Raw genomic sequence first — 20,507 nt, forward strand, 5'->3', positions numbered from 1 at the left:
CTGGGATATTCCCTAGCAGACGAACTCTACCGCTTTTATTATTTTTCACTTGTGAAGAAAAAGATTGCCATCTATCCAGATATTTTTATCCTTTCACGGGCAAGAAAATAATAAACTCCGTCCCTTCTCTCAATACAGAATTTACCTCTATTGTACCGCCGTGTTTCTCAACTACAATGTGCCGTGCGATCGCCAATCCCAACCCCGTGCCTTTCCCTACTTCCTTGGTAGTAAATAAATCATCAAAAATCTTCTCTCGCACTCCCTCATCAATGCCCACACCGTTATCTTTAATGCGAATAATCGCTTGTTTTTTGTCCCCATCAAATTCTGTTTTAATAGTAATTTGATTGGCGATTTCTGCATAAGGTAGTCCTTGATTTAATTCCTCCAAAGCATCAATCGCATTACTTAACAAATTCATAAATACTTGGTTCAACTGTCCGGCATAACACTCAACTTTTGGCAAATTCCCGTATTCCCTAATCACTTTGATTTCTGGACGAGTGTCGTTAGCCTTGAGGCGATGTTTCAGGATCATAATGGTGCTATCGATGCCATCGTGGATATTGCAAGCTACGGGATAGTTAGTATCGGCACGGGAGAATGTCCGTAGACTGGTACTAATATCCCGAATCCGCTTCACGCCTTCCCGCATCGAACCTATTAATTTCGGTAAATCTTCCCGGATGTAGTCAAGATCGATGTTCTCGATTTCCTCTTGAATCTCTGGATCGAGTTGGGGATATTTTTGTTGATACAAATCGAGCAATCCAAACAAATCTTTGATATAATCTAAGGCGGGTTGAATATTACCAACCAGAAAACCAACCGGATTATTAATTTCGTGAGCAACCCCAGCCACTAAGTTTCCCAATGCTGACATCTTTTCGCTTTGAACTATTTTTAATTGTGCTTGTTTGAGATGGGTAAATGCTTGTTGAGATTCTTGATACAAACGGGCATTTTCTAAGGAAATAGCAGCTTGAGAAGCCAGCAGATTTAGCACTTCTATGCGATCGCTCGTAAACGCCCCAACCGTCAGGTTATTTTCCAGGTATAAAATCCCAATCAACTGCCCTTGATTAAGAATAGGAATACAAAGAATACTTTTAGGCTGGTGTTTTTGAATGTAAATATCGCCAGCAACCTGGGGACTTACCCGAGCATTAACTATTACCAAAGCTTTCAAACTACGCTTGACAGTATTGACCAAACTAATCGCTACGTCCTGACTTGATTCTAGCGGTATTGATGGTAATAGCTCAGGTTCCTGTCCCTCTTCTACAAGAGCCACTACCTGTAAATACTGTTCTTGTTTGAGCAATAAGACACACTTAGTTGCCCCAGCATTCGCGAGGGATATTTTTAAAAGAGCAGTCAGGAGTTTATCTATTTCAATCTCCCCAGAAAGGGTTTGAGAGGCTTGGATCAGAGTAGGCAAATCTAGAAATTCCGCGTTAGTGCTAGAAGAGTGAGTAGAAGTAATCGTTCCCAGGGCGATCGTTTCCTTAAACGAAGTAAAGGATGGAGCTTGCTTAAGGATAATACGGAGTAGGCGAGGATAACGTTTTTCCAAATCGTCTATTTTGGCTTGAGCTCCCCATCGGGCATAACAATAATAGGCTTCAATCATGTAGGCTTGAGCTACTTTTTCTTGGCCCCATTCCAAGTAGAATTTCCCTGCTAGTTCGTTGGCGAGGGCTTCTTCGTTGATGAATTTATGATCTTGAGCTAGTCGGATGGCGCGATCGTACATTTCAAGTGCCTCTGCCTTGTAACCCAAAACCCGCTGCCGTTCTGCTTCAACTAAGTACCACTTATGTAAATAATTCATGGGAGCATTTTGCGCCCAGTGATGCAGAGTGGTTTGATGGGTTTCCACCTGGGCAAGAATGGAAGCTTGCTCGGTTTCTGGCTGTTTAGGAAACAGTGCTAGGTACGTCAAGGCTGCATAAAAATGGAAAATGGGAACAAGAATTAATCCCGATACTGCCATCACACACTCTTTGGCTGGGGTAATGTAGTTGAGAGCAGCCGGATAATTACCAAAGGAATAGGCAAGCAGCAGCTTGTAAATGTAGACAAGGGCGATCGCACTGAATTCACGATCCTGATAGTGCTTAGGAATCATCACCGTTTCATCATAGGCCTGGCCGATTAAGCAATTCGGCTGATTCACTACTTCCCTCAAGTTCTGCAACATCTGCAGCTCCATATGCAAATAAGTCCGAGCAGAATATTGCTTCACCTGAGCCAAGGTAGCACTGTAAACTGCAAGTTCCGGTTCCCAAGTATCCAGTTCTACCCCACCGAAAAAGTTGATGTAGCTGTAAGTAGCTATGTTGTAGCCAGCGTTAAGAAAATCGCCAGTTTCCATGCCAGCTATAAAGCCCTCTTTCAGCGTTGGTATCCCTGCCGTCATAGCATTTTGATGATGCTGAATAAATGCCCCAAACATATTATGAGTAATGCACTTAAATTCTCGTGCATTGACCCGATCGAGCAATGAGAGTGCCAATTTACCAAAGCTATAGCCAATTTTTGCCTCTCCCAAAAAGGCACTTAACACCAGTCCGTGAATCGCATAGCCCACAGTCGATGCGGGTGCATTCCCAAAGGAGAGCGATAAACTTACCATCGTGGAGCTAAGTAGGGGCACTAAGCCTGGGATTCCCTGGAGAATGGGTGCAAATAACATGGCCAATATTGGCATAGCTGCCTGAGTCTGAGGATCGCTCATCACAGGCAGATCCACCAGTTCCTCAATCGTTCTGCCGCTTAGTTGGTCCGCCAGGCTTTGTAGCGCTTTACCAATCTTGCCTTCATCAGCTTCGGTGGGGAGTTCAACCCCCAATTGCCAGAGTGCATCTCTGGCTACTGCAATCGCTTCTAACGTCTTGCTTTGTGCTGTCTGTGCGACGATTTGAATTTCGTAAATTTTGATTTTGTCTAAGATTGTCTGTGCATTCTGTAACACCCGTGCTGCCATCTGTTCCATGGCATCAAAGTCAGCATTCAAATAGGCGGCTTCAGCAGCAGCAACATAGAGGTTCAGAGTCAATTCATACTGGCTTTGCCAGCAGTTGGCCCTTAGTAGCTCAACCCCCACTTGTAGATAAACTCTGGCTGCCGTGTAGGCGGTAGAATTTCGGGCTTTACAACCGGCTGCCAAGTTTAGTTTAGCTAAGGCTTCTCGTTCGCTCGGTTGGACGATTAACTCAATTCCTCGATTCAAATGCCCGACAATATCAAACAGTTTTTCCTCTTGCTCTATCTCGGCGCAATTTTGCTGGAGTAACTGTCCAATTTTGAGATGAGTTGCTTTTTTCTGTGAATCTGGAATTAGCGAATATGCGGCTTGCTGGACGCGATCGTGTAAAAATCGATAAGTTGGATTAGCTGAAGCCTTGAAAAATTCATCACTATCCGATTCCGTAAAGAACTTATAGATTTTGGTCGTGGGAATCACCAAACCTTCCTGCAATGCTTTCCATAAAGCCGTAGCCGTCATTCCAGCAGATTTCTCACTGACAATTACTAACGTATTCAAATCAAACTGCGCTCCTATACAAGCAGCTAATGTGAGAACATCCTGAGTTTCTCTGGGCAGCTTCTGCAATTGCAAAGCCATGAATTCAACGACATCATCAGTGATAGCTAAGGCTTTGACTTGGGAAATATCACACTGCCAATGCCGAATATCCCAATTAAAACTAATTAGCTGATCGTCATGTAATGCCTTGAGAAACTGAGTGGCAAAGAAAGGATTTCCCTGAGTTTTTTGATAGACTAATTTTGTCAAAGGTTGGGCAAGGGATGATTCACAATTCAGCGTATCCGCCACCAACAAATTCATATCTGGTTCGCTTAACGCTTGCAAAGTAATCGTATTCACTGTTGCCCCAGTTTTAACTATCTCATCGACTGTTAAGATAAATGGATGCACTGGCGAAACTTCATTATCTCGATAGGCCCCCAATACTAATAAATATCCAGTATCCATCATCAATAATTGTAGCAAATTCAGAGAGGCTGAATCCGCCCACTGCAAGTCATCCAAAAACAGCACTAAAGGATGTTCTTTACTGGTGAAAACTTGCACAAATTTCTGCATGAGGAGATTAAAGCGATTTTGGGCGGCACTTCCTAACAATTCTGTTGCAGGAAGTTGCTCGCCAATTATACGTTCTAACTCAGGAATCACGTCAATCAAGACTTGTCCGTTGTCTCCCACTGCTGCTAAAATCTGGGTTTTCCATGTTTGCAGTTGGATATCCGATTCTGATAGCAGTTGACCCATTAAGTCGCGGAAGGCTTGCACAAAGGCACTGAAGGGAATGTTGCGTTGAAATTGATCGTATTTGCCTTTGATAAAATAACCGCGCTGACGGACAATGGGTTTATGAACTTCATTGACAACAACGGTTTTCCCAATTCCAGAAAAACCTGCTACTAGCATCATTTCCGTTGCTCCCAGGCTGACTCGCTCAAAGGCAGCTAATAGTTGAGCAACTTCTTTTTTTCTACCGTAGAGCTTTTCGGGGATAGTAAAGCGATCGCTAATATCTCGCTTTCCAAGTTCAAAAAATTCTATTTTGGCTGTATTTTGTAACTGAACTAAACAAATCTCTAAATCGTGCTTGAGTCCTAATGCACTTTGATAGCGCTTTTCGGCATCTTTTGCCATCAGCTTACTGACAAGTTGCGATAATATCAAGGGGATTTCAGGATTAATTAGATGGATCGGTATCGAGTGTTTAGCGAGGTGACAATGCACCAATTTCATCGGGTCATCCGAGATAAATGGTAACTTTCCTGTCAACAATTCATAAAAAGTCACACCCAGGGAATAAAAGTCACTACGATAGTCAATGCCTCGATTCATCCGTCCTGTTTGTTCGGGGGAGAGATAGGCTAATGTGCCTTCTAAAATATTGGGATTCTGAATTTCTTGAGTTTCTCGTGGTAGGAGGGATGCAATACTAAAGTCAATTAGTTGAATTTGCTTTGTGTCTGGATTAATGAGAATATTAGCGGGTTTAATATCTTTGTGAATGACTCGCTTTTGGTAGAGATAGTGAATAATGTCTGTTAGTTGTATGGCGAGTTGGAGAAATTCTGCTAAAGGTAAAGCTTGAGATGGTTTGGTTTCATTTGTTGCGGTTTTGAGATAAGTAGATAGGGAGACTCCGCCAAAGTCCTCCATTACTAGGACATAGCTATTCTGGTATACTTCCAGCGTCAGGGCTTTGACGAGGTGAGGGAAGTCGAGATTTTTGGCAATGGTATATTGGTTGCGAAACTGGACGAGCTCGTTGAAGGTGGGGTATTCGTTTCGGAGAAGTTTGACGACGACTGGGTATTGGTCACGGGTACGGATGCCTCGATAGACTAGGGTACGTGTACCTACATAAAGTTTCTCCGTAATCAGATAACCTGACAAATTTGCGATCGCATCCATAACCTGTTAATCCTCTCTTATACCAATAGTCCGGACAGTTTTTAGTTCGTAGTGTGACACCCTCGATTTTTCGTTAGTAGCTGGATTGCCTTGGAGCTTTGAAACCCTTATTCTACGGTTGGCAATCAAAAAATTTCCGCAGTATGGTTATACAACAGTGAAATTAAAACATTCCCTTCTATTCCATTATATTTTATTATTTGACAAAGATGGGGATCGCAAACTTTGCAACCTGGCGATGGACAGAATTAACTGTAATTTTTTCCCATGTTTCTCAACTCTTATTTGACCGAAAGCACTTTGGTCACAATCCCTTGGATTCATCCGTGGATCTTTGAAAAAAGCTCTGCATCCCGATCGCAAGCTCCCGGACTCATCCGTGGGAGCCATCTCAAATCCCAAATCTCAAAGCGCATGACGTGCAAAAGCTAATCCTAAATTAGTTCCTTTGCCTACTCCGCACTATTTACGCTATGTAGAGTATTGTTGCGTAAGTTGTGTGTGATGGTATCAGAAAACAATAATCTGTAATTTGTCCGCAAATATACGCAGATAAACCCCGATATAGAGTTAATATTATCTGCGTATATTCGCCTGCTTCTGCAGTTTTATTATTCTTTATTCCCCGTAGTGGCCGCCGGCAACCTTACCCCGAAACACAACATAATTATAGATGTTGTAAAAAATCATAATCGGGAGCAGAAAGCCCATGAACACAATCATAAACACCAGCGCGCTGGGCGAAGCTGCGGCTTGGTAAATCGTGATTTGGGTAGGGATAATGTAGGGAAAAACAATCAACCCCAAGCCGATAAAACTCAGCAGAAAAATCAGAATCGTCCAGATAAACGGCGTCCGTTCTTCTTTGTTGGCGAGACTTTTCAGCAGCAGCCCCACAAACAGCACTCCCAGCAACGGAATAGCAGCAAAGATATAAACTAGCGGTTTCTCGAACAACCTCGCTCTCGTACTTTCATAAAAAACCGGAGTGGCGATCGTAATTAAAACTGCTCCGATTAAAGTCGTCACCGCTGCAATTTTAGCCGTGCGGTAGTGATTTGTTTGCAGTTCGCCCTCCGTTTTCATAATTAGATAGGTTGAACCGATCAAAACATACCCTTGAATCAGCGTCAAAGCAACCAATATCGATCGCCAATCCAGCCAGTCCCAAGTAGTACCCACAAAGTGACCGGCTTCGTCAACCGCAATGCCTTCGAGCACCGCACCCAAGGCAAATCCTTGAGCTAAAGCTGCTAAAAAACTGCCAGCACCAAAGGCATAATTCCAGAATAATTTGCGATTAGAATGCTCGCGAAATTCAAAGGCCACAGCCCGAAATATCAAACCAAAAAGCATCATGCAAATCGGTATGTACAGCGCTGTCAAAATCGTGCCGTAAGCGAGGGGAAATGCGCCAAATAAAGCGCCTCCCATTAAAACCAGCCACGTTTCGTTAGCGTCCCAAACGTTGCCCAAACTGGTCATTAAAATGCCCCTGCGTTCCTCGTCGTCAGCAGTTAGAGACAAGATTCCTACTCCTAGGTCAAAACCGTCTAGCATGACGTAGAGCAAGAGAAAGATACCTAAAATTACGAACCAAACTTGCGGGAGAAAATGCTCCAAAGCTTGCATAAAATCTCCTATTGTTGTGCTTCTACGGGACGTTGATCGGGAATGTGTTCTGCGGGTTGACTTTCGATTGCGGGTTGATTGTCTAAACCAGGCACTGGCAGAGTTAAATTAGGGCCTTGGCGGATAATTCGGCTGCCAAAATACAAGGCACAAACAAACAAAAAGCTGTAAATAACTGCAAAGAAACTAAGAGAAGTTAAAACATTGCTGGCGGGGATGTTTGACACCGCGTCAGCAGTGCGAATTTGCCCGTATAAAGCCCACGGTTGTCTGCCGACACAGCGGACAATCCAACCGGATTCTACAGCAATATATCCCAGGGGAGCAGCTAATACCCAAGCGCGCATCAGCCAAGGTTGACTGCCGATATTTTCAGCAGCAAGTTTGCCTCGCATCCACTGAATTATACTGAACAGCATCAGTCCTAGAAAGAAGAATCCAATGCCGGACATGATGCGGAAACAATAGTAGATTAAACCCACCATCCGGGGTCTATCTTCTGGCTTCCATTCCTTTAAACCGAGTACGGGTTCGGAGAGTTTTTGTTTGAATTCCAGAACGTATCCTAAGCCATTGGGTACGCTAATTTCCCACTCATTTTTTTGGGCTTTTTCATTAGGCAAAGCTAGCAAAGTCCAATCTGCTGAATCTCCCGCTGGTGAGGTTTCCCACTTAGCTTCGATTGCTGCTAATTTAGTGGGTTGATAGTGATAAACTTGTTCGGCGCTCAAATGTCCGATGTATATCTGCAAAGGTGCAACGGCGATTGCTGTCGCTATGGCAATTTTTAAAGACTTGGAAAAAAAGGCTGGGTTGCGCTTATTGAGAATGTACCAAGCGCTAATGCCGCCAATGACAAACAGCGAAGTTTCTAACGTCGCAAAAAACATATGGAGTATGCTGTTTAATGCGAACGGGTTCATAATTGCTTGAAAGTAATCGCTGACAATAAACTTGCCATTGACCATTTCTCCCCCGGCAGGAGTTTGCAGCCAAGAGTTAGCGACTAAAATCCAAACTGTGGATAGGTTAGCGCCGAAGGCTACCATGATTGTAGCGAAATAATGGATGATCGGGTTAACGCGCTCCCAACCAAACAGCATAATTCCTAAAAAGCCGGCTTCTAGCATAAATGCCATTGAAGCTTCAAATCCCAAAATGCTGCCAAAAAAGTCACCAACTGCTTCAGAAAATGGTGCCCAATTCGTGCCAAATTGAAATTCCATTGGAATTCCTGAAGCTACTCCAATACCGAAGTTGAGGACGTATAGTTTAGACCAAAACCGAGCGTGATGGTAGTAGTCGGGATTGCGAGTTTTCAACCACATTCCTTCAACAATTACCAGATAAATCCCCATTCCAGTAGTCAGAACTGGCCACAGCATATGGAATATGGCGGTTAGCGCAAATTGCATCCGCGATAGCGCCACGGTGTTAGATAAGATATCCATGGTTATGTCCTTGGGTCAGTTCAAGAGAGGTTAGGTTGGATAATTTCAAGAATTGACACTGGTTATAATGTAGTGTAAAAAATTGTGACATTTTGTAGAGTTGGCAAGTTTTAAGGTTTTATACAGATTTCGGTTGTATTTTTTTGTATGTTAAAATAGGTAGATTATGATTTGCCGTTGGGTGGGGGCGGGTTGATGAGATTGTGGGTTTTAGGCATTTATTGTCGGTGAACCCGCCCCTACAAGATTTATGTTCGGTGATGGAAAGATTATCTTAGCTAACTGTGACTGTATAAGTCAGTTTAAAGGGTTTAAAATTAGCTTTATTTTGGGCTGTTCCGCTAAATTCAAGTTCGTAAATTCCAGGCTTGGGAAACACTATATCAGCTCCAGGAATGCCTTTGTAACGCTCCGCAGAGATTGCTTTCAAAGGCGGTTGCATTAGCGGCTTATCCCCTTCTTTGCGATCTTTCAGATAAACCCCTAATTTGCAATTACACTGCTCTAGGGGGATAATTTGACCTCCCCTGCGAGTTAGGGCAAACCACACTCTTGCAGGCTGTCCGGCGCGGGGGTTGTGGTTTGGTTCTAGGTGAAAGGTAGCGGCTACATCTCCGGATACTTCGACTTCGTGCGCTAAAACTGAAATCGAGTTTAACTGCGGCGCACTGGGAATTGCTGCTTCAACTAGCAATCCCAAAAAAACTAACAATCCCAAACTTTTACTTTTGTTTGACAGGCGAAACATAGAACTTCTCCAGTGATAAAATTGACCAAAATAAACGCGATCGCACAAACAGAACTAACACCGCAACCACCGCTAACACGGCACTCAGCAGTTGATTGTGCAACTTCCATTCAAAGCCGCCGAGATAGTGGGAACCGATGAGTGCCGCGTGTACAGCGCACAGCAGGAAAGCTGGAACGCTTAACAGGTGAAGCATTCGCCACAGCTTGCCTAAAAAATTTTGAATGCGATCGACACTTGTAACCGCCGCGGGTACCATCAACAGCAGCGACAGCATCCCAGCAGCCATTCCCAACTGATGCTGCGGCAACATGAAAGACACAGCATCAAAATTCCATTGCAGCGTATGATCCAGCATATGAAACGTGTGGGCGACTGCTAGGACAAACGCGCCTACACCCAAGGCGCGGCGGTAGCGCAGCAGTTGCGGCAAAAACTTGCTAACGGGACGCGCCAACAGTGCCAGCATCAAGCACAGCAGCGCTGCGTGGCCGGTAAAATCGACCATTTCATCGGTTCGCAGCAAGGTAATAATCCCGATCGCCACCGTCACCCACCCACCCATCCGAAACAGTTGACTCCGCCTGTTTGCGCTCAATCTGCCAGCAAAAAAACCCACTCCCAGCATTGTTGGCAGGGTGCCGAGTCCGAAGGCCAGCATTGTCGCGGCACCCAAAACCGGGTTTCCGGTTTCCGCCGCCTTAATCTGCGCCGCGTAGAGGAAACCGCAGGGAATCAAACCCCAAAGCAAACCCAAACCAACCGGCACCCACGAGTTTTTTTGCGCCGAAAGCTTGCTCATTGCTTGTCCGACTCGATCGTGCGACATGGGGTGCAGCAGCGGCAATCGCGGCAGCAAGTTCGGTTGAATTTGCACTACTCCGAACCAAATCAGCATCGTGCCCGTCAGAAGTGCGATCGCGCGGCGCAATTCGCTACCCGTGCCGGCCAAAAGTCCGCCAGCAATTAACACCGAACCCAGTCCGCCAATTGCAGCACCAACCAAAGCGTAAGCAGCAATTCTCCCCAAATTTAGCAGCAAATGAAAGCGGAAAGCAGCTAATTTATCGTTGCGGGAATTAGAAAGAGAAAACGCCATTGTCAGCGGGCCGCACATCCCGGCGCAGTGACCGAAACTGCCGAGAAATCCCAAAATTGCAATTAGCAGCAGGTCTAGCATCTTGAGTCATCCGATTTTAGATTTTAGATTTTAGATTTTAGATTTGTTTTTACTGCTGACCTATTATCCAATGCCCTGTTTGGCCCATGCCCCATCCCGGAGCTTCGCCCAATTACCCATTTTGAATGCCGATCGCTAAAATTCCCAAAATTTTATCGACCTGATTCAAAAAATACTCCAATAAATCTATTTGAACTGATTGCCCTTCCAGCATTAAAAACTTCCAAATTTCTCCCGTTGTCACAACCCCATAAATCCTCGATACCTGATTTCCCTCCCGTTCGTTAAACAGTTGAGCTGCATACATTTCCGCTACGCACTGACCCAACCCAGCATTAATATTTTCCTTTTTAGCCTCAACGATTAAAATCGCCGGGGCGCTAACAATCAGGAACTCTACCGATCGACTAATCAGAAAATCGCAACTGCCGTTTAATCCCAAGTCGCTGTCAACCGTAAAATCGACTCCAGAAAACAAACTAATGCGATCGGGAAACTGTTTGGTAAGTTCCAGTAAAATCGGCGTAATAATCATTTCTGAGCGTGATTTTTCCGTATTACTTGCCAGAGCAAAAGGAACATTATAAGCTAAAGTTTCTGTTAAATGATTGCTGCATTCTAAAGCAGGTACGGCCGAAAACAAATCTTGCCTCGGCGAAATCGTTAAATTCAAAGCTTTTTTGACGCTTGCCAAACTAAAATCGCTGTAAGTCATAAATTTTAACCTTATTTTTTTACTTTCTTAGGACTTACGCAACTGACAGATATAGCCTTTCGAGCGAAAGATGAGGTACTCATGGGCATAGGCCTCCGTGGGCATAGGCCTCCGTGGGCATAGGGGATAGGGCATACCTCACTTTTTTGAGAACCGCTATATAGTATGGTGCGTCTGAGGTCTAAACCCTTAATAATCGCTCTCTAACGCAATCCTGACGCACTCTACAAGTCTAATAACTAATGACTAATGACTAATAACTAATGACTAATGACTAATAACTAATGACTAATAACTAATGACTAATGACTAATGACTACTTTTGTGCTGGATGCGTCGCCGCTGGCGAAGCTGCACCCATTTGATTTATAGCAGCAATTAGCTGATAAAGCCGCCCCAAATCCCGCTGGTTAAAATGCAAAACTAGGCGCGGCAGCTCGAAAGTTGCATCTCCTATTTCCGGAGGCAAAGCTTGACTTTTTTCAATTTTTCCGGTGACAACAATATCGCTAAAATCAGCATTTAGCCGATCGACATTCTCCTCAGAAAGCTCTGTTTTCAAGCGAATTACCAATTTTTCGCGCACGTAGCGGCAGGAGTGATAAACCAGATAAAAACTACCGATCGCCTCGCAAGCGACATTTATATCGTCAGTAATCGTATACAGGCTGCGATCGTCGGCTGAAATAAAACCCCGGCTCCGCAATTGTTTTTGCACAAAAATATTCCAATCAAGCCAATAATCTCCTCCCGGTCGATCGATCAATACCACAGGAGCCGGCCCGAACTTGCCCGTTTGAGTCAAAGTCAGACACTCAAAAGCCTCGTCCAGAGTGCCGAAACCGCCCGGAAACAGAGCCAAAGCATCGCTCTGGCGGAGAAAAAATAATTTGCGAGTGAAAAAATATTTAAAATTGAGCAATTTGTGATCGCCCGCAATAAAAGGATTAGAACTCTGCTCAAAAGGCAACTGAATGTTGAGCCCAAAAGAACGTTCAGCAGTCGCCCCCTCGTTCCCCGCCTGCATAATCCCGCCACCGCCACCAGTAATCACCATAAACCCCTGCTCGGCCATCGCCCGAGCAAAGTCTCTGGCCATCAAATATTCTGCCGATTGCGGTGACACCCTCGCCGAACCAAAAATCACAATTTTGCGAACGTGGCGGTAAGGAGAAAACAGCTCAAAAGCGCTCTCCATATCTCGGAGCGACGCGGCAATAATCTTCCAGTCTAGGCGATCGAGATCCTCTCCGGCCATTTGCACTATAGTAGAGAGCGATCGTTGGATCCACTCAGAGTGCTTCAACATTGGGAAGCGATCGATTAAATCGATCAATTCAGCTTGGAGGGACTCAAAACCTTGACCAGGCCCAGAAGGAATCATGAATTTTTCCGAAACGGTAACAATTTGTCGCTACTAAAAATTAAGGGGCAAGCCAAACTTAGAAGCCAATAGCGACCAGCAAATTGCCCTGCTGGGATCTAATAACTTTTCCAGTAGCTTTGCCCCGGTTCTGAAGCAAGTTAGCTTTCGCGGCCCAAAAAGAACAGCGCGAAACCGCTCGCAGTTTAGTTAAATGTACTTTTCCAGAGTGTTTGCCAGAGTAGTTTTCGGAACTGCCCCAACCACCATATCCACCCGTTGACCGCCCTTAAATATCATCAGCGTCGGAATGCTGCGGATACCGTATTGACTGGCCACCTGAGGATTCTCGTCGGTATTAACTTTTACTACCTTCACCTGCCCTTCATATTGCTGGGCAATTTCGTCTACGACGGGGGCCACCATCCGACAGGGCCCGCACCAAGGAGCCCAAAAATCCACTAGAACTAAAACTTCGCTATCGATCACTTCCTGCTTAAAGGTAGAGTCGGTTACTTGCGCGGCTGCTGACATCCCTAGCCATCCTTGTAAATACTATTTCTCGGATAACAAGTTTAGCAAAAAGTGTAACCACTTGCGTCAACGATTTTAACAGTACGAAGTTCGACAACAGATGTTGTAACGGATGTAACGGATTGAACCGATGTAACGGATTGAACCGATCGAGGTTGAGGGCGATCGACTCAAGGCACAGGGAGACCGGGTAGAACGCAGAATTAGAAATACTTTTAGCTCAACATTTAAAACTATTCCCCCACTCACTCCCGAACCACTCTCCCCAACAATCCGGAGCTAACAGCCTCTGCTCTGTACCTAGTAAATAAGACCGAAGGTTTGGGTAAAAAAGGAACCGCCCGAACAGTAGTCCGGGCGGAGTGTGGTGTGAGGAGTGAACGGAAACCTTCGTCTCCGCTTCTTATATTGTGACACCTACTTCTCGATAATTCCACAACATTCTGTAAATTTCGAGACTCTTGAACAAATCTTGTCAAGGTACCCTGGTATTCAGTCAGTAAATCTACTTACCCATGCCCAACTGCTGAGCTTTTTGATAGACTTTACCCTCAGTCAGCAGAGAAGGAGCAATTACCACTTCCACTTGCTGCATCTCCTTAAGATCCTTAGCGCCCAGGGTGCCCATGCTAGTTTTCAGAGCTCCGAGCAAGTTGTGCGTACCGTCATCTAGGAGGGCCGGCCCGCGCAAAATTTGCTCCACAGTGCCCGTAGTCCCCACGCGAATGCGAGTGCCGCGCGGCAAAACCGGGCTGGGAGTCGCCATCCCCCAGTGAAAGCCGCGGCCGGGAGCTTCGGCGGCCCTGGCAAAGGGCGAACCAATCATCACTCCATCGGCACCGCAGGCAATGCACTTGCAGATATCGCCGCCGGTAATTAAACCGCCGTCAGCAATCACCGACACGTATTTGCCAGTTTCGCGATAGTAGTCGTCCCGCGCGGCTGCACAGTCTGCTACCGCTGTGGCTTGGGGAACGCCGACACCCAATACGCCTCTAGACGTGCAAGCAGCACCCGGCCCAATGCCCACGAGGATGCCCGCGGCGCCGGTTTTCATTAAATTGAGGGCGACTTCGTAGGTGACGCAGTTGCCCAAAATTACTGGTATCGGCATCTCTTGACAAAATTGAGTTAAGTCTAGAGGCGCGATAGATTCAGGGGAAAGGAAAGCTGTCGAGACTACTGTTGCTTGCACAAAAAATATATCGGCTGCCGATTCAGCAACCGCCCGGCCGTATTTGCTCGCAGCGGCCGGTGTACCGCTGACGGCGGCAATCCCTCCTCCTGCTTTAATTTCTTTAATTCTGAGCTCGATTAATTCTGGCTTGATGGGTTCGGCATAGAGTTGCTGCATCAGGGAAACAAATTCGTGGTTCCCGACACTCGCGATGCGCTCTAATATTGGCTGGGGATCGGCATAGCGGGTTTGAATTCCTTCTAGGTTGAGCACGCCCATTGCTCCCAATTCCGACAGCAAAATCGCCATGCGGACATCGACTACTCCATCCATTGCGCTGGCGATAATCGGGATTTCTCGATCGATCCCGCCAATCTGCCACTTGGTATCTGCCAAACTCGGATCGAGAGTCCGTTGTCCTGGTACGAGTGCGATTTCATCTATGCCGTAAGCTCGGCGAGCACTTTTGCCCCGCCCAATTTCAATATTCACGCTGTTTCTCTTCCACAATGTATTTAAATTAGAGTAACAAAATCGTAGCCTGTCGGCAGGTAGCGATCGCGCAAATCAGTTTAAAAAGCCTGATATTGATGGGATTTTATGAAATCGAAAGGCGTACTTTTCCTCAGCAATGGCCACGGGGAAGACGCGATTAACTGTCAAATTCTCAAAGCTTTGAGAGCATCTGGCGCGGATGTTGATGTTTCGGCGATGCCGGTTGTCGGTGACGGGGCTGCTTACAGCCGATCGACCGTGCCAATTATTGGGCCTACCAGTAAAATGCCCTCAGGCGGAGTTTTTTACATGAATCCCCTGTTTTTGCTCAAAGATATTGGGGCCGGGCTGATTGCTTTGACTTGGCAGCAATTGCAGGCTGTTTGGAGGCATTCGCGCCACTGCGATTTGGTGGTGGCAACTGGGGATATTGTCGCGGCGGCGATCGCCCATGCCAGCAACCGCCCCTATATAATTTTTCTATCAGCCCATTCTAGTTATTACGAGGGGCGAGTCGATTTGGGTTTAATCTTGTGGCAGTTGCTTTCCTCCCAGAAATGTCTGGCTGTTTTTACTAGAGATGCTTTGACTGCTGCTGACTTAAACCGACAGGGTTTAAAGAAAGCTCAGTTTGTCGGCAATCCTGTCATGGACAACCTCACTTCTACGGGCAAAGATTTGCAGTTAATGCCCCAAGTTCGGACGATCGCCCTTCTCCCCGGTTCTCGCCTCCTGGAAGCCACTAACAACCTCGTTTTGCTCCTGGAACTGGTTAAAGAAATTGCTACTAACTCTACTGTACCGGTGCAGTTTTCGGCAGCTTTAGTTCCGGCTTTGATGCCTCAATTAGATGATATTGCGGCGCGCTCCGGATGGCAACGCCGATCGGGAAAGCTCATTTTTCCAGCAATCAAACAGTCTTTTAGCGAACACAAATTAGAACAACTAGAAGTAATTTGCTCAGCCGATGCTTTCGCCGATATTTTGCAGCAGTCGAGTTTAGTAATTGGGATGACTGGAACTGCTGTCGAACAAGCTGTGGGCTTGGGAAAACCTGTAATTGCAGTACCGGGAAACGGCCCTGCATTTACCTATCGGTTTGCGGAGGCTCAAAATCGGCTTTTAGGTGATTCGGTGCAGGTTATTGGCACACAACCAGCCAATTCTCATATTATCAAGGAAGCTGCTTTGGCAGTCGATCGCACTTTGCAAGATGATAAATATTTAGCCAGTTGCATTCAAAATGGTAAGGAGAGAATGGGGCGATCGGGCGGCAGCCTAAAAATTGCTAATTACGTGGCAAACTATCTTGGTTATTGATTGTCGTAGGGTGCGTCATATCTAATCCGTTGACATCGGAATTATGCATCTCTCTCTTCTCTTTCTCTGTGTCCTCTGTGCCCTCTGTGGTTTAATCATTCCGATACAACCGGAATTGATATCAGGTGGGAAATTTTTAAGCCGCACGGAAAGTCTAATTATGACGCACCATTTATTCCCGGGTGCGTCATAATTAGATTGTTGATTTGTCGCGAAAATAATTGTGGCTGACGCACGCTACTTCTATTTTAACAACTCAGAAACAGTTTTAAATTCGTAACCTTTTGACAGCAAAGCCTTGACAATTATCTGGGTTGCTGCTACCGTTCTTGAGCGATCGCCCCCGCCGTCGTGCATCACCACAATCGAACCCGATCGCACATTTTCAATCACCCGATTTGCGATATCTTCTACCGTGAGTGTTTTTTCATAATCTTGGGAATCCACATCCCACATAATCAGTTTTTTGTGCATTTGGGATAGCAAATAAGACAAAACTACAAATCGCCTACCCCAAGGTGGCCGAAAACTAATACTATCTTGCTTAACCCCAACTTCCTGCAAAAGTTTGTCTGTTTTTTCAATCTCAGACAGCAAAAATTCCCGGGGTTTAAACATCATATCTTTGTGAGAGTAAGAATGGTTTGCCAACTCATCTCCCCTCGCGACAATCATTTTCACGATTTCTGGATGTTTCTCAATATTGCGGCCTATTTCAAAAAAAGTTGCTTTAACTTGATAGCGGTCTAAGATATCTAAAAGCTGATTAGTATAGGGAGGATAGGGCCCGTCGTCGTAGGTGAGGGCAACAACTTTCACTTCGGTATCCGCGCGGTTGATGCCGAAATAATTGTGAAATTTAGTAACTTTAATCAACAGCGATACTGCGAAAAATAACGCTATGGTGAAAAGCAGAAACTTTTGTAAAATTTTACCGATTCGCATAGCTGCACGCACTCGATCGAGAATGAAAGTGGATTGTTGTCAGATTACCATAATTGGGGAGCTGAATCCTTAAGGTATTTTATCATTAATTATTCTCTGTCACTAGATTTTTTATTTTTGGCGATCGCACACTAGCTAGAGGCTGCAGCCAGTACGGTTATACGCTACATATAACGTACTTGCGTAAGTTCTGAAAATTCAGACCATCTAAATTAGTCTTGACATTCTGCTAAATAAAAATGTTATACTCGTAGAGGGGCTTGCCTACTGATAATTCTACGTTTTCGACTTCAGACAAAAAAAGCTGTTGTTCACAAGTACGAAAGCTAACTCTAACTGAAATTAATTGCCGAATACTCAACTTTTTTAGGCAGCAATACTTCCCAACATGATTTCACTGCCAGATATCACAATTCTCAGCCAGATTTACGAAAGCCCTAATTCATTCGTATACCGAGGCATCCTCAAATCAAATCAGCAACCTTTGATTTTGAAACTCCTCAAAGAGGATTATCCCACACCAGCCGAACTCTACCGCTATCAGCAGGAATACGAAATCACTCGCCGTCTCAACCTAGAGGAAACGATTAAAGCCTACGAACTGCGAAAATACGAGAACACACAAGTCATGTTATTGGAGGATTTTGGAGGGGAGTCCTTAAAAATCCTGCTGGATGACCGTCCCTTTGCTTTACCAGAGTTTCTCCACCTAGCCATCCAAATCACAGATGCCTTAGGCAAAGTTCATCAAAAAAATGTCATTCACAAAGATATCAATCCATCTAACATTGTCTTGAATCCTCAAACCGGACAATTAAAAATTATTGACTTTGGCTTATCTACCATCCTATCCCAAGAGAATCCCAGCCTCAAAAGTCCTAATCTTCTAGAAGGGACATTAGCTTATATGTCTCCAGAACAAACAGGCAGGATGAATCGCTCATTAGACTATCGCACTGACTTTTATTCTCTTGGCATTACTTTCTATGAACTGCTAACCAACCAGTTGCCTTTTCAATCCGTAGATACACTTGAGTTAGTCCATTGCCATATTGCCAAACAACCAATTCCACCTCATGAAATAAATCCAGAAATTCCCTTGACGGTATCAGAAATTGTCATGAAGCTAATGGCAAAAACGGCGGAAGATAGATATCAAAGTGCTTGGGGAATCAAGGCAGATTTAAAAAAATGTCTCGATCAATCTAGAAATGGTCAAATTCAAGCTTTTTCCTTGGGATACCAAGACATTTCTCCTCAATTACAACTACCTCAAAAACTGTACGGAAGAGAATCACAGATAAAGTCCTTATTGACTGCATTTGAGCGCGTAGCGTCGGGAGAAGAAAAACAAGTAGGGGCTGGTTTAGCAAATAACCTGAGTAACCCAACCACAACTCAGTCACAAAATGTGCCCGTACAAAGACAAACCGAACTCATGCTAATTTCTGGATACTCTGGTATTGGGAAATCAGCTTTAGTTCAGGAATTGTATAAGCTCATCACTCAAAAAAGGGGCTACTTTATTGCAGGTAAATTTGACCAGTTGCACCGCGATATTCCCTATCAAGGTTTAGTCGTTGCCTTCCAAGAATTGGTGCGGCAATTGCTCACCGAGACACAACCCCAATTACAACAGTGGCGACAGAAGATTCGACGTGCATTAGGAATCAACGGACAAATTATTATTGATGTCATCCCCGAAGTGGAACTGATTATTGGCAAACAGAATCCCCTCCCCGAATTACCTGCAACAGAAGCAAGAAATCGGTTTAATTTAGCTTTTCAAAACTTTATTCAAGTTTTTTGCCAAAAAGAACATCCCCTCGTCCTATTTCTAGACGACCTTCAATGGACAGACAGCGCTACGCTGCAATTAATTCAGTTGATAATGACCGATTTTACTACTCAATATCTGTTTGTAATCGGAGCTTATCGAGATAACGAAGTCAGTGCAACTCATCCTACTATGCTGACTTTATCTGAGATGAAAAAACAGGGAGTAGTAATTAATCATCTCTCCCTTTTACCCTTAAATTTAAACCTGGTTAATGAATTCATTGCGGATACGCTGAAAACCGAGTGCGTCCCTACGCAAAGATTAGCCGAGTTGGTGTGGCAAAAGACACAAGGAAATCCCTTTTTTATCAAAGAGTTTCTCAAGTCACTTTATACAGAGCAATTGCTGAATTTTGATCCGAATGCTGGGGCTTGGTCTTGGGATTTAGAGCCAATTATAACTAGGAATATTACTGATAACGTTGTTGAGTTCATGGCAGCTCAAATTAAAACCTTATCAGAGTCAGCACAAAAAGTTTTACGATTAGCCGCTTGTATTGGCAACCAATTTGATTTAGAAACGCTTTCAATTATTAATGAAACTTCTCAAAAAGCAGCGGCTAATGAATTGTGGGATGCCATTCAAGCGGGATTGATATTACCCGTTGGGGATGATTACAAATTCCTGAAAACCAATCGAGAGGCAAATGACTTAAAAATTACTTATAAATTTGCTCACGATCGCATCCAGCAAGCCGCCTATTCCCTAATTCCCCCAGACGACAAGCAAGCGGTTCACTGGAAAGTCGGGCAACTGTTGTTACAAAATACACCGCCACAGGTACTCCAACAAAAGATTTTTGATATTGTCAATCAGCTCAACTTCGGTATTGAAGCAATTGGCGGTCAGTTAGAAAAAGATAAACTTGCTCAATTAAATCTAATTGCTGGCAAAAAAGCGAAGGCATCAGCAGCTTGGAAACCCGCCTGGAATTACTTAAGAATTGGTATAAATTGCCTGAGTCCCGATAGTTGGCTTCGTCAGTATGACCTAACTCTGGCACTTTATGTGGAAACAGTAGAAGCTGCTATCTTGAGTGGCCACGTTGAGGAAATGGAAAAATTGGCTGACATTGTGCTTCAACAAGCTACTTCATTGCTGGACAAAGTGAAAGTCTATGAAGTCAAGATTCAAGCCTATACAGCACACAACCAACCGTTAGAAGCGATAGATACGGCCCTTTCAGTATTAAAGCTGTTGGGGATTCGCTTTCCCAAAAAACCAACAAAATTAAATATTTTCCTTGAACTGGTGAAGACTAAGTTAAGTTTAGCAGGGAAGCGAATCGAGGACTTAATCGACTTACCAGTGATGACTGATCCTTATAAGTTGGCAGCTATGCGTATCTTATCAGATATAGTGTCCGCTGCCCATTTGTGCAGACCTGACTTGCTACCGCTAATGGCGTTTAAACAGGTCAATTTATCCATCAAATACGGGAATACTTCTGTGTCTTCTTGTGCCTATGCTACTTACAGGGTAAACGCATCTAAATTAATTTGACAAACACCTAAATTTGTGCATTACTAAATAACTAAAAAAAACTTTTAAAAATCATTAACTTTAACCACATTTAAGCAAATTAAATCAGAACCTTAAGATTTTCTAAACTTCTTAAAGCCGGATAATTTTCCTTCTTAGAT

12 protein-coding genes are annotated in these 20,507 nt (G+C 44.5%); 2 read left to right on the plus strand and 10 right to left on the minus strand.

Annotated elements, in window-relative coordinates; genetic code table 11:
* Positions 1-85: 85 nt before the first annotated feature.
* The 9 genes from ACUVJL_RS28175 to ACUVJL_RS28215 all read right to left on the minus strand — a co-directional run bounded on the left by ACUVJL_RS28175 (position 86) and on the right by ACUVJL_RS28215 (position 14,756).
* Positions 86-5,464, minus strand: a complete 5,379-nt coding sequence (locus ACUVJL_RS28175; RefSeq protein WP_445248867.1) for a trifunctional serine/threonine-protein kinase/ATP-binding protein/sensor histidine kinase — start codon at positions 5,462-5,464, stop codon at positions 86-88.
* A gap of 618 nt (positions 5,465-6,082) precedes the next feature.
* Positions 6,083-7,096 carry a cytochrome d ubiquinol oxidase subunit II gene (cydB, locus tag ACUVJL_RS28180; protein ID WP_445248868.1) on the minus strand — a complete coding sequence of 338 codons (1,014 nt, stop codon included), beginning with the start codon at positions 7,094-7,096 and terminating at the stop codon, positions 6,083-6,085.
* A gap of 8 nt (positions 7,097-7,104) precedes the next feature.
* Positions 7,105-8,547, minus strand: coding sequence for a cytochrome ubiquinol oxidase subunit I (locus ACUVJL_RS28185; RefSeq protein WP_445248869.1), 1,443 nt, complete (start codon positions 8,545-8,547; stop codon positions 7,105-7,107).
* 274 nt (positions 8,548-8,821) lie between these two features.
* Positions 8,822-9,295 carry a hypothetical protein gene (locus tag ACUVJL_RS28190; protein WP_445248870.1) on the minus strand — a complete coding sequence of 158 codons (474 nt, stop codon included), beginning with the start codon at positions 9,293-9,295 and terminating at the stop codon, positions 8,822-8,824.
* Positions 9,270-10,475: an urease accessory protein UreH domain-containing protein gene (locus ACUVJL_RS28195; protein ID WP_445248871.1), complete on the minus strand. Its 1,206-nt coding sequence runs from the start codon at positions 10,473-10,475 to the stop codon at positions 9,270-9,272. Before ACUVJL_RS28195 ends, ACUVJL_RS28190 begins: the two co-directional genes overlap by 26 nt.
* 112 nt (positions 10,476-10,587) lie before the next feature.
* Positions 10,588-11,190 (minus strand): hypothetical protein, encoded by a 603-nt coding sequence (locus tag ACUVJL_RS28200; RefSeq protein WP_445248872.1) that lies wholly within the window; start codon positions 11,188-11,190, stop codon positions 10,588-10,590.
* A 316-nt stretch (positions 11,191-11,506) separates the two neighbouring features.
* On the minus strand, positions 11,507-12,574 hold the full coding sequence (locus tag ACUVJL_RS28205) for an LOG family protein (RefSeq protein WP_445248873.1): 1,068 nt from the start codon (positions 12,572-12,574) through the stop codon (positions 11,507-11,509).
* Positions 12,575-12,763: 189 nt separating this feature from the next.
* Entirely contained in the window at positions 12,764-13,087 is a 324-nt protein-coding gene (gene trxA, locus ACUVJL_RS28210) for a thioredoxin (RefSeq protein WP_445248874.1), read from the minus strand.
* A 505-nt stretch (positions 13,088-13,592) separates the two neighbouring features.
* Positions 13,593-14,756, minus strand: a complete 1,164-nt coding sequence (locus ACUVJL_RS28215) for a GuaB3 family IMP dehydrogenase-related protein (RefSeq protein ID WP_445248875.1) — start codon at positions 14,754-14,756, stop codon at positions 13,593-13,595.
* A 108-nt stretch (positions 14,757-14,864) separates the two neighbouring features.
* Between ACUVJL_RS28215 and ACUVJL_RS28220 the strand changes: the two genes are divergently transcribed.
* Positions 14,865-16,079, plus strand: coding sequence for a lipid-A-disaccharide synthase-related protein (locus ACUVJL_RS28220; protein ID WP_445248876.1), 1,215 nt, complete (start codon positions 14,865-14,867; stop codon positions 16,077-16,079).
* 243 nt (positions 16,080-16,322) lie between these two features.
* On the opposite strand, the gene ACUVJL_RS28225 is transcribed toward ACUVJL_RS28220, so the two are convergent.
* Positions 16,323-17,024: a polysaccharide deacetylase family protein gene (locus ACUVJL_RS28225; RefSeq protein ID WP_445248877.1), complete on the minus strand. Its 702-nt coding sequence runs from the start codon at positions 17,022-17,024 to the stop codon at positions 16,323-16,325.
* Between the two features lie 388 nt (positions 17,025-17,412).
* Here ACUVJL_RS28225 and ACUVJL_RS28230 point away from each other — a divergent pair, with 388 nt between their 5' ends.
* Complete coding sequence (locus ACUVJL_RS28230; protein ID WP_445248878.1) at positions 17,413-20,367, plus strand: ATP-binding protein; 2,955 nt, start codon at positions 17,413-17,415, stop codon at positions 20,365-20,367.
* The last annotated feature ends 140 nt before the right edge of the window (positions 20,368-20,507 follow it).

Source organism: Microcoleus sp. OTE_8_concoct_300, from assembly GCF_031383065.1.
Classification (GTDB): Bacteria; Cyanobacteriota; Cyanobacteriia; order Cyanobacteriales; family Microcoleaceae; genus Microcoleus.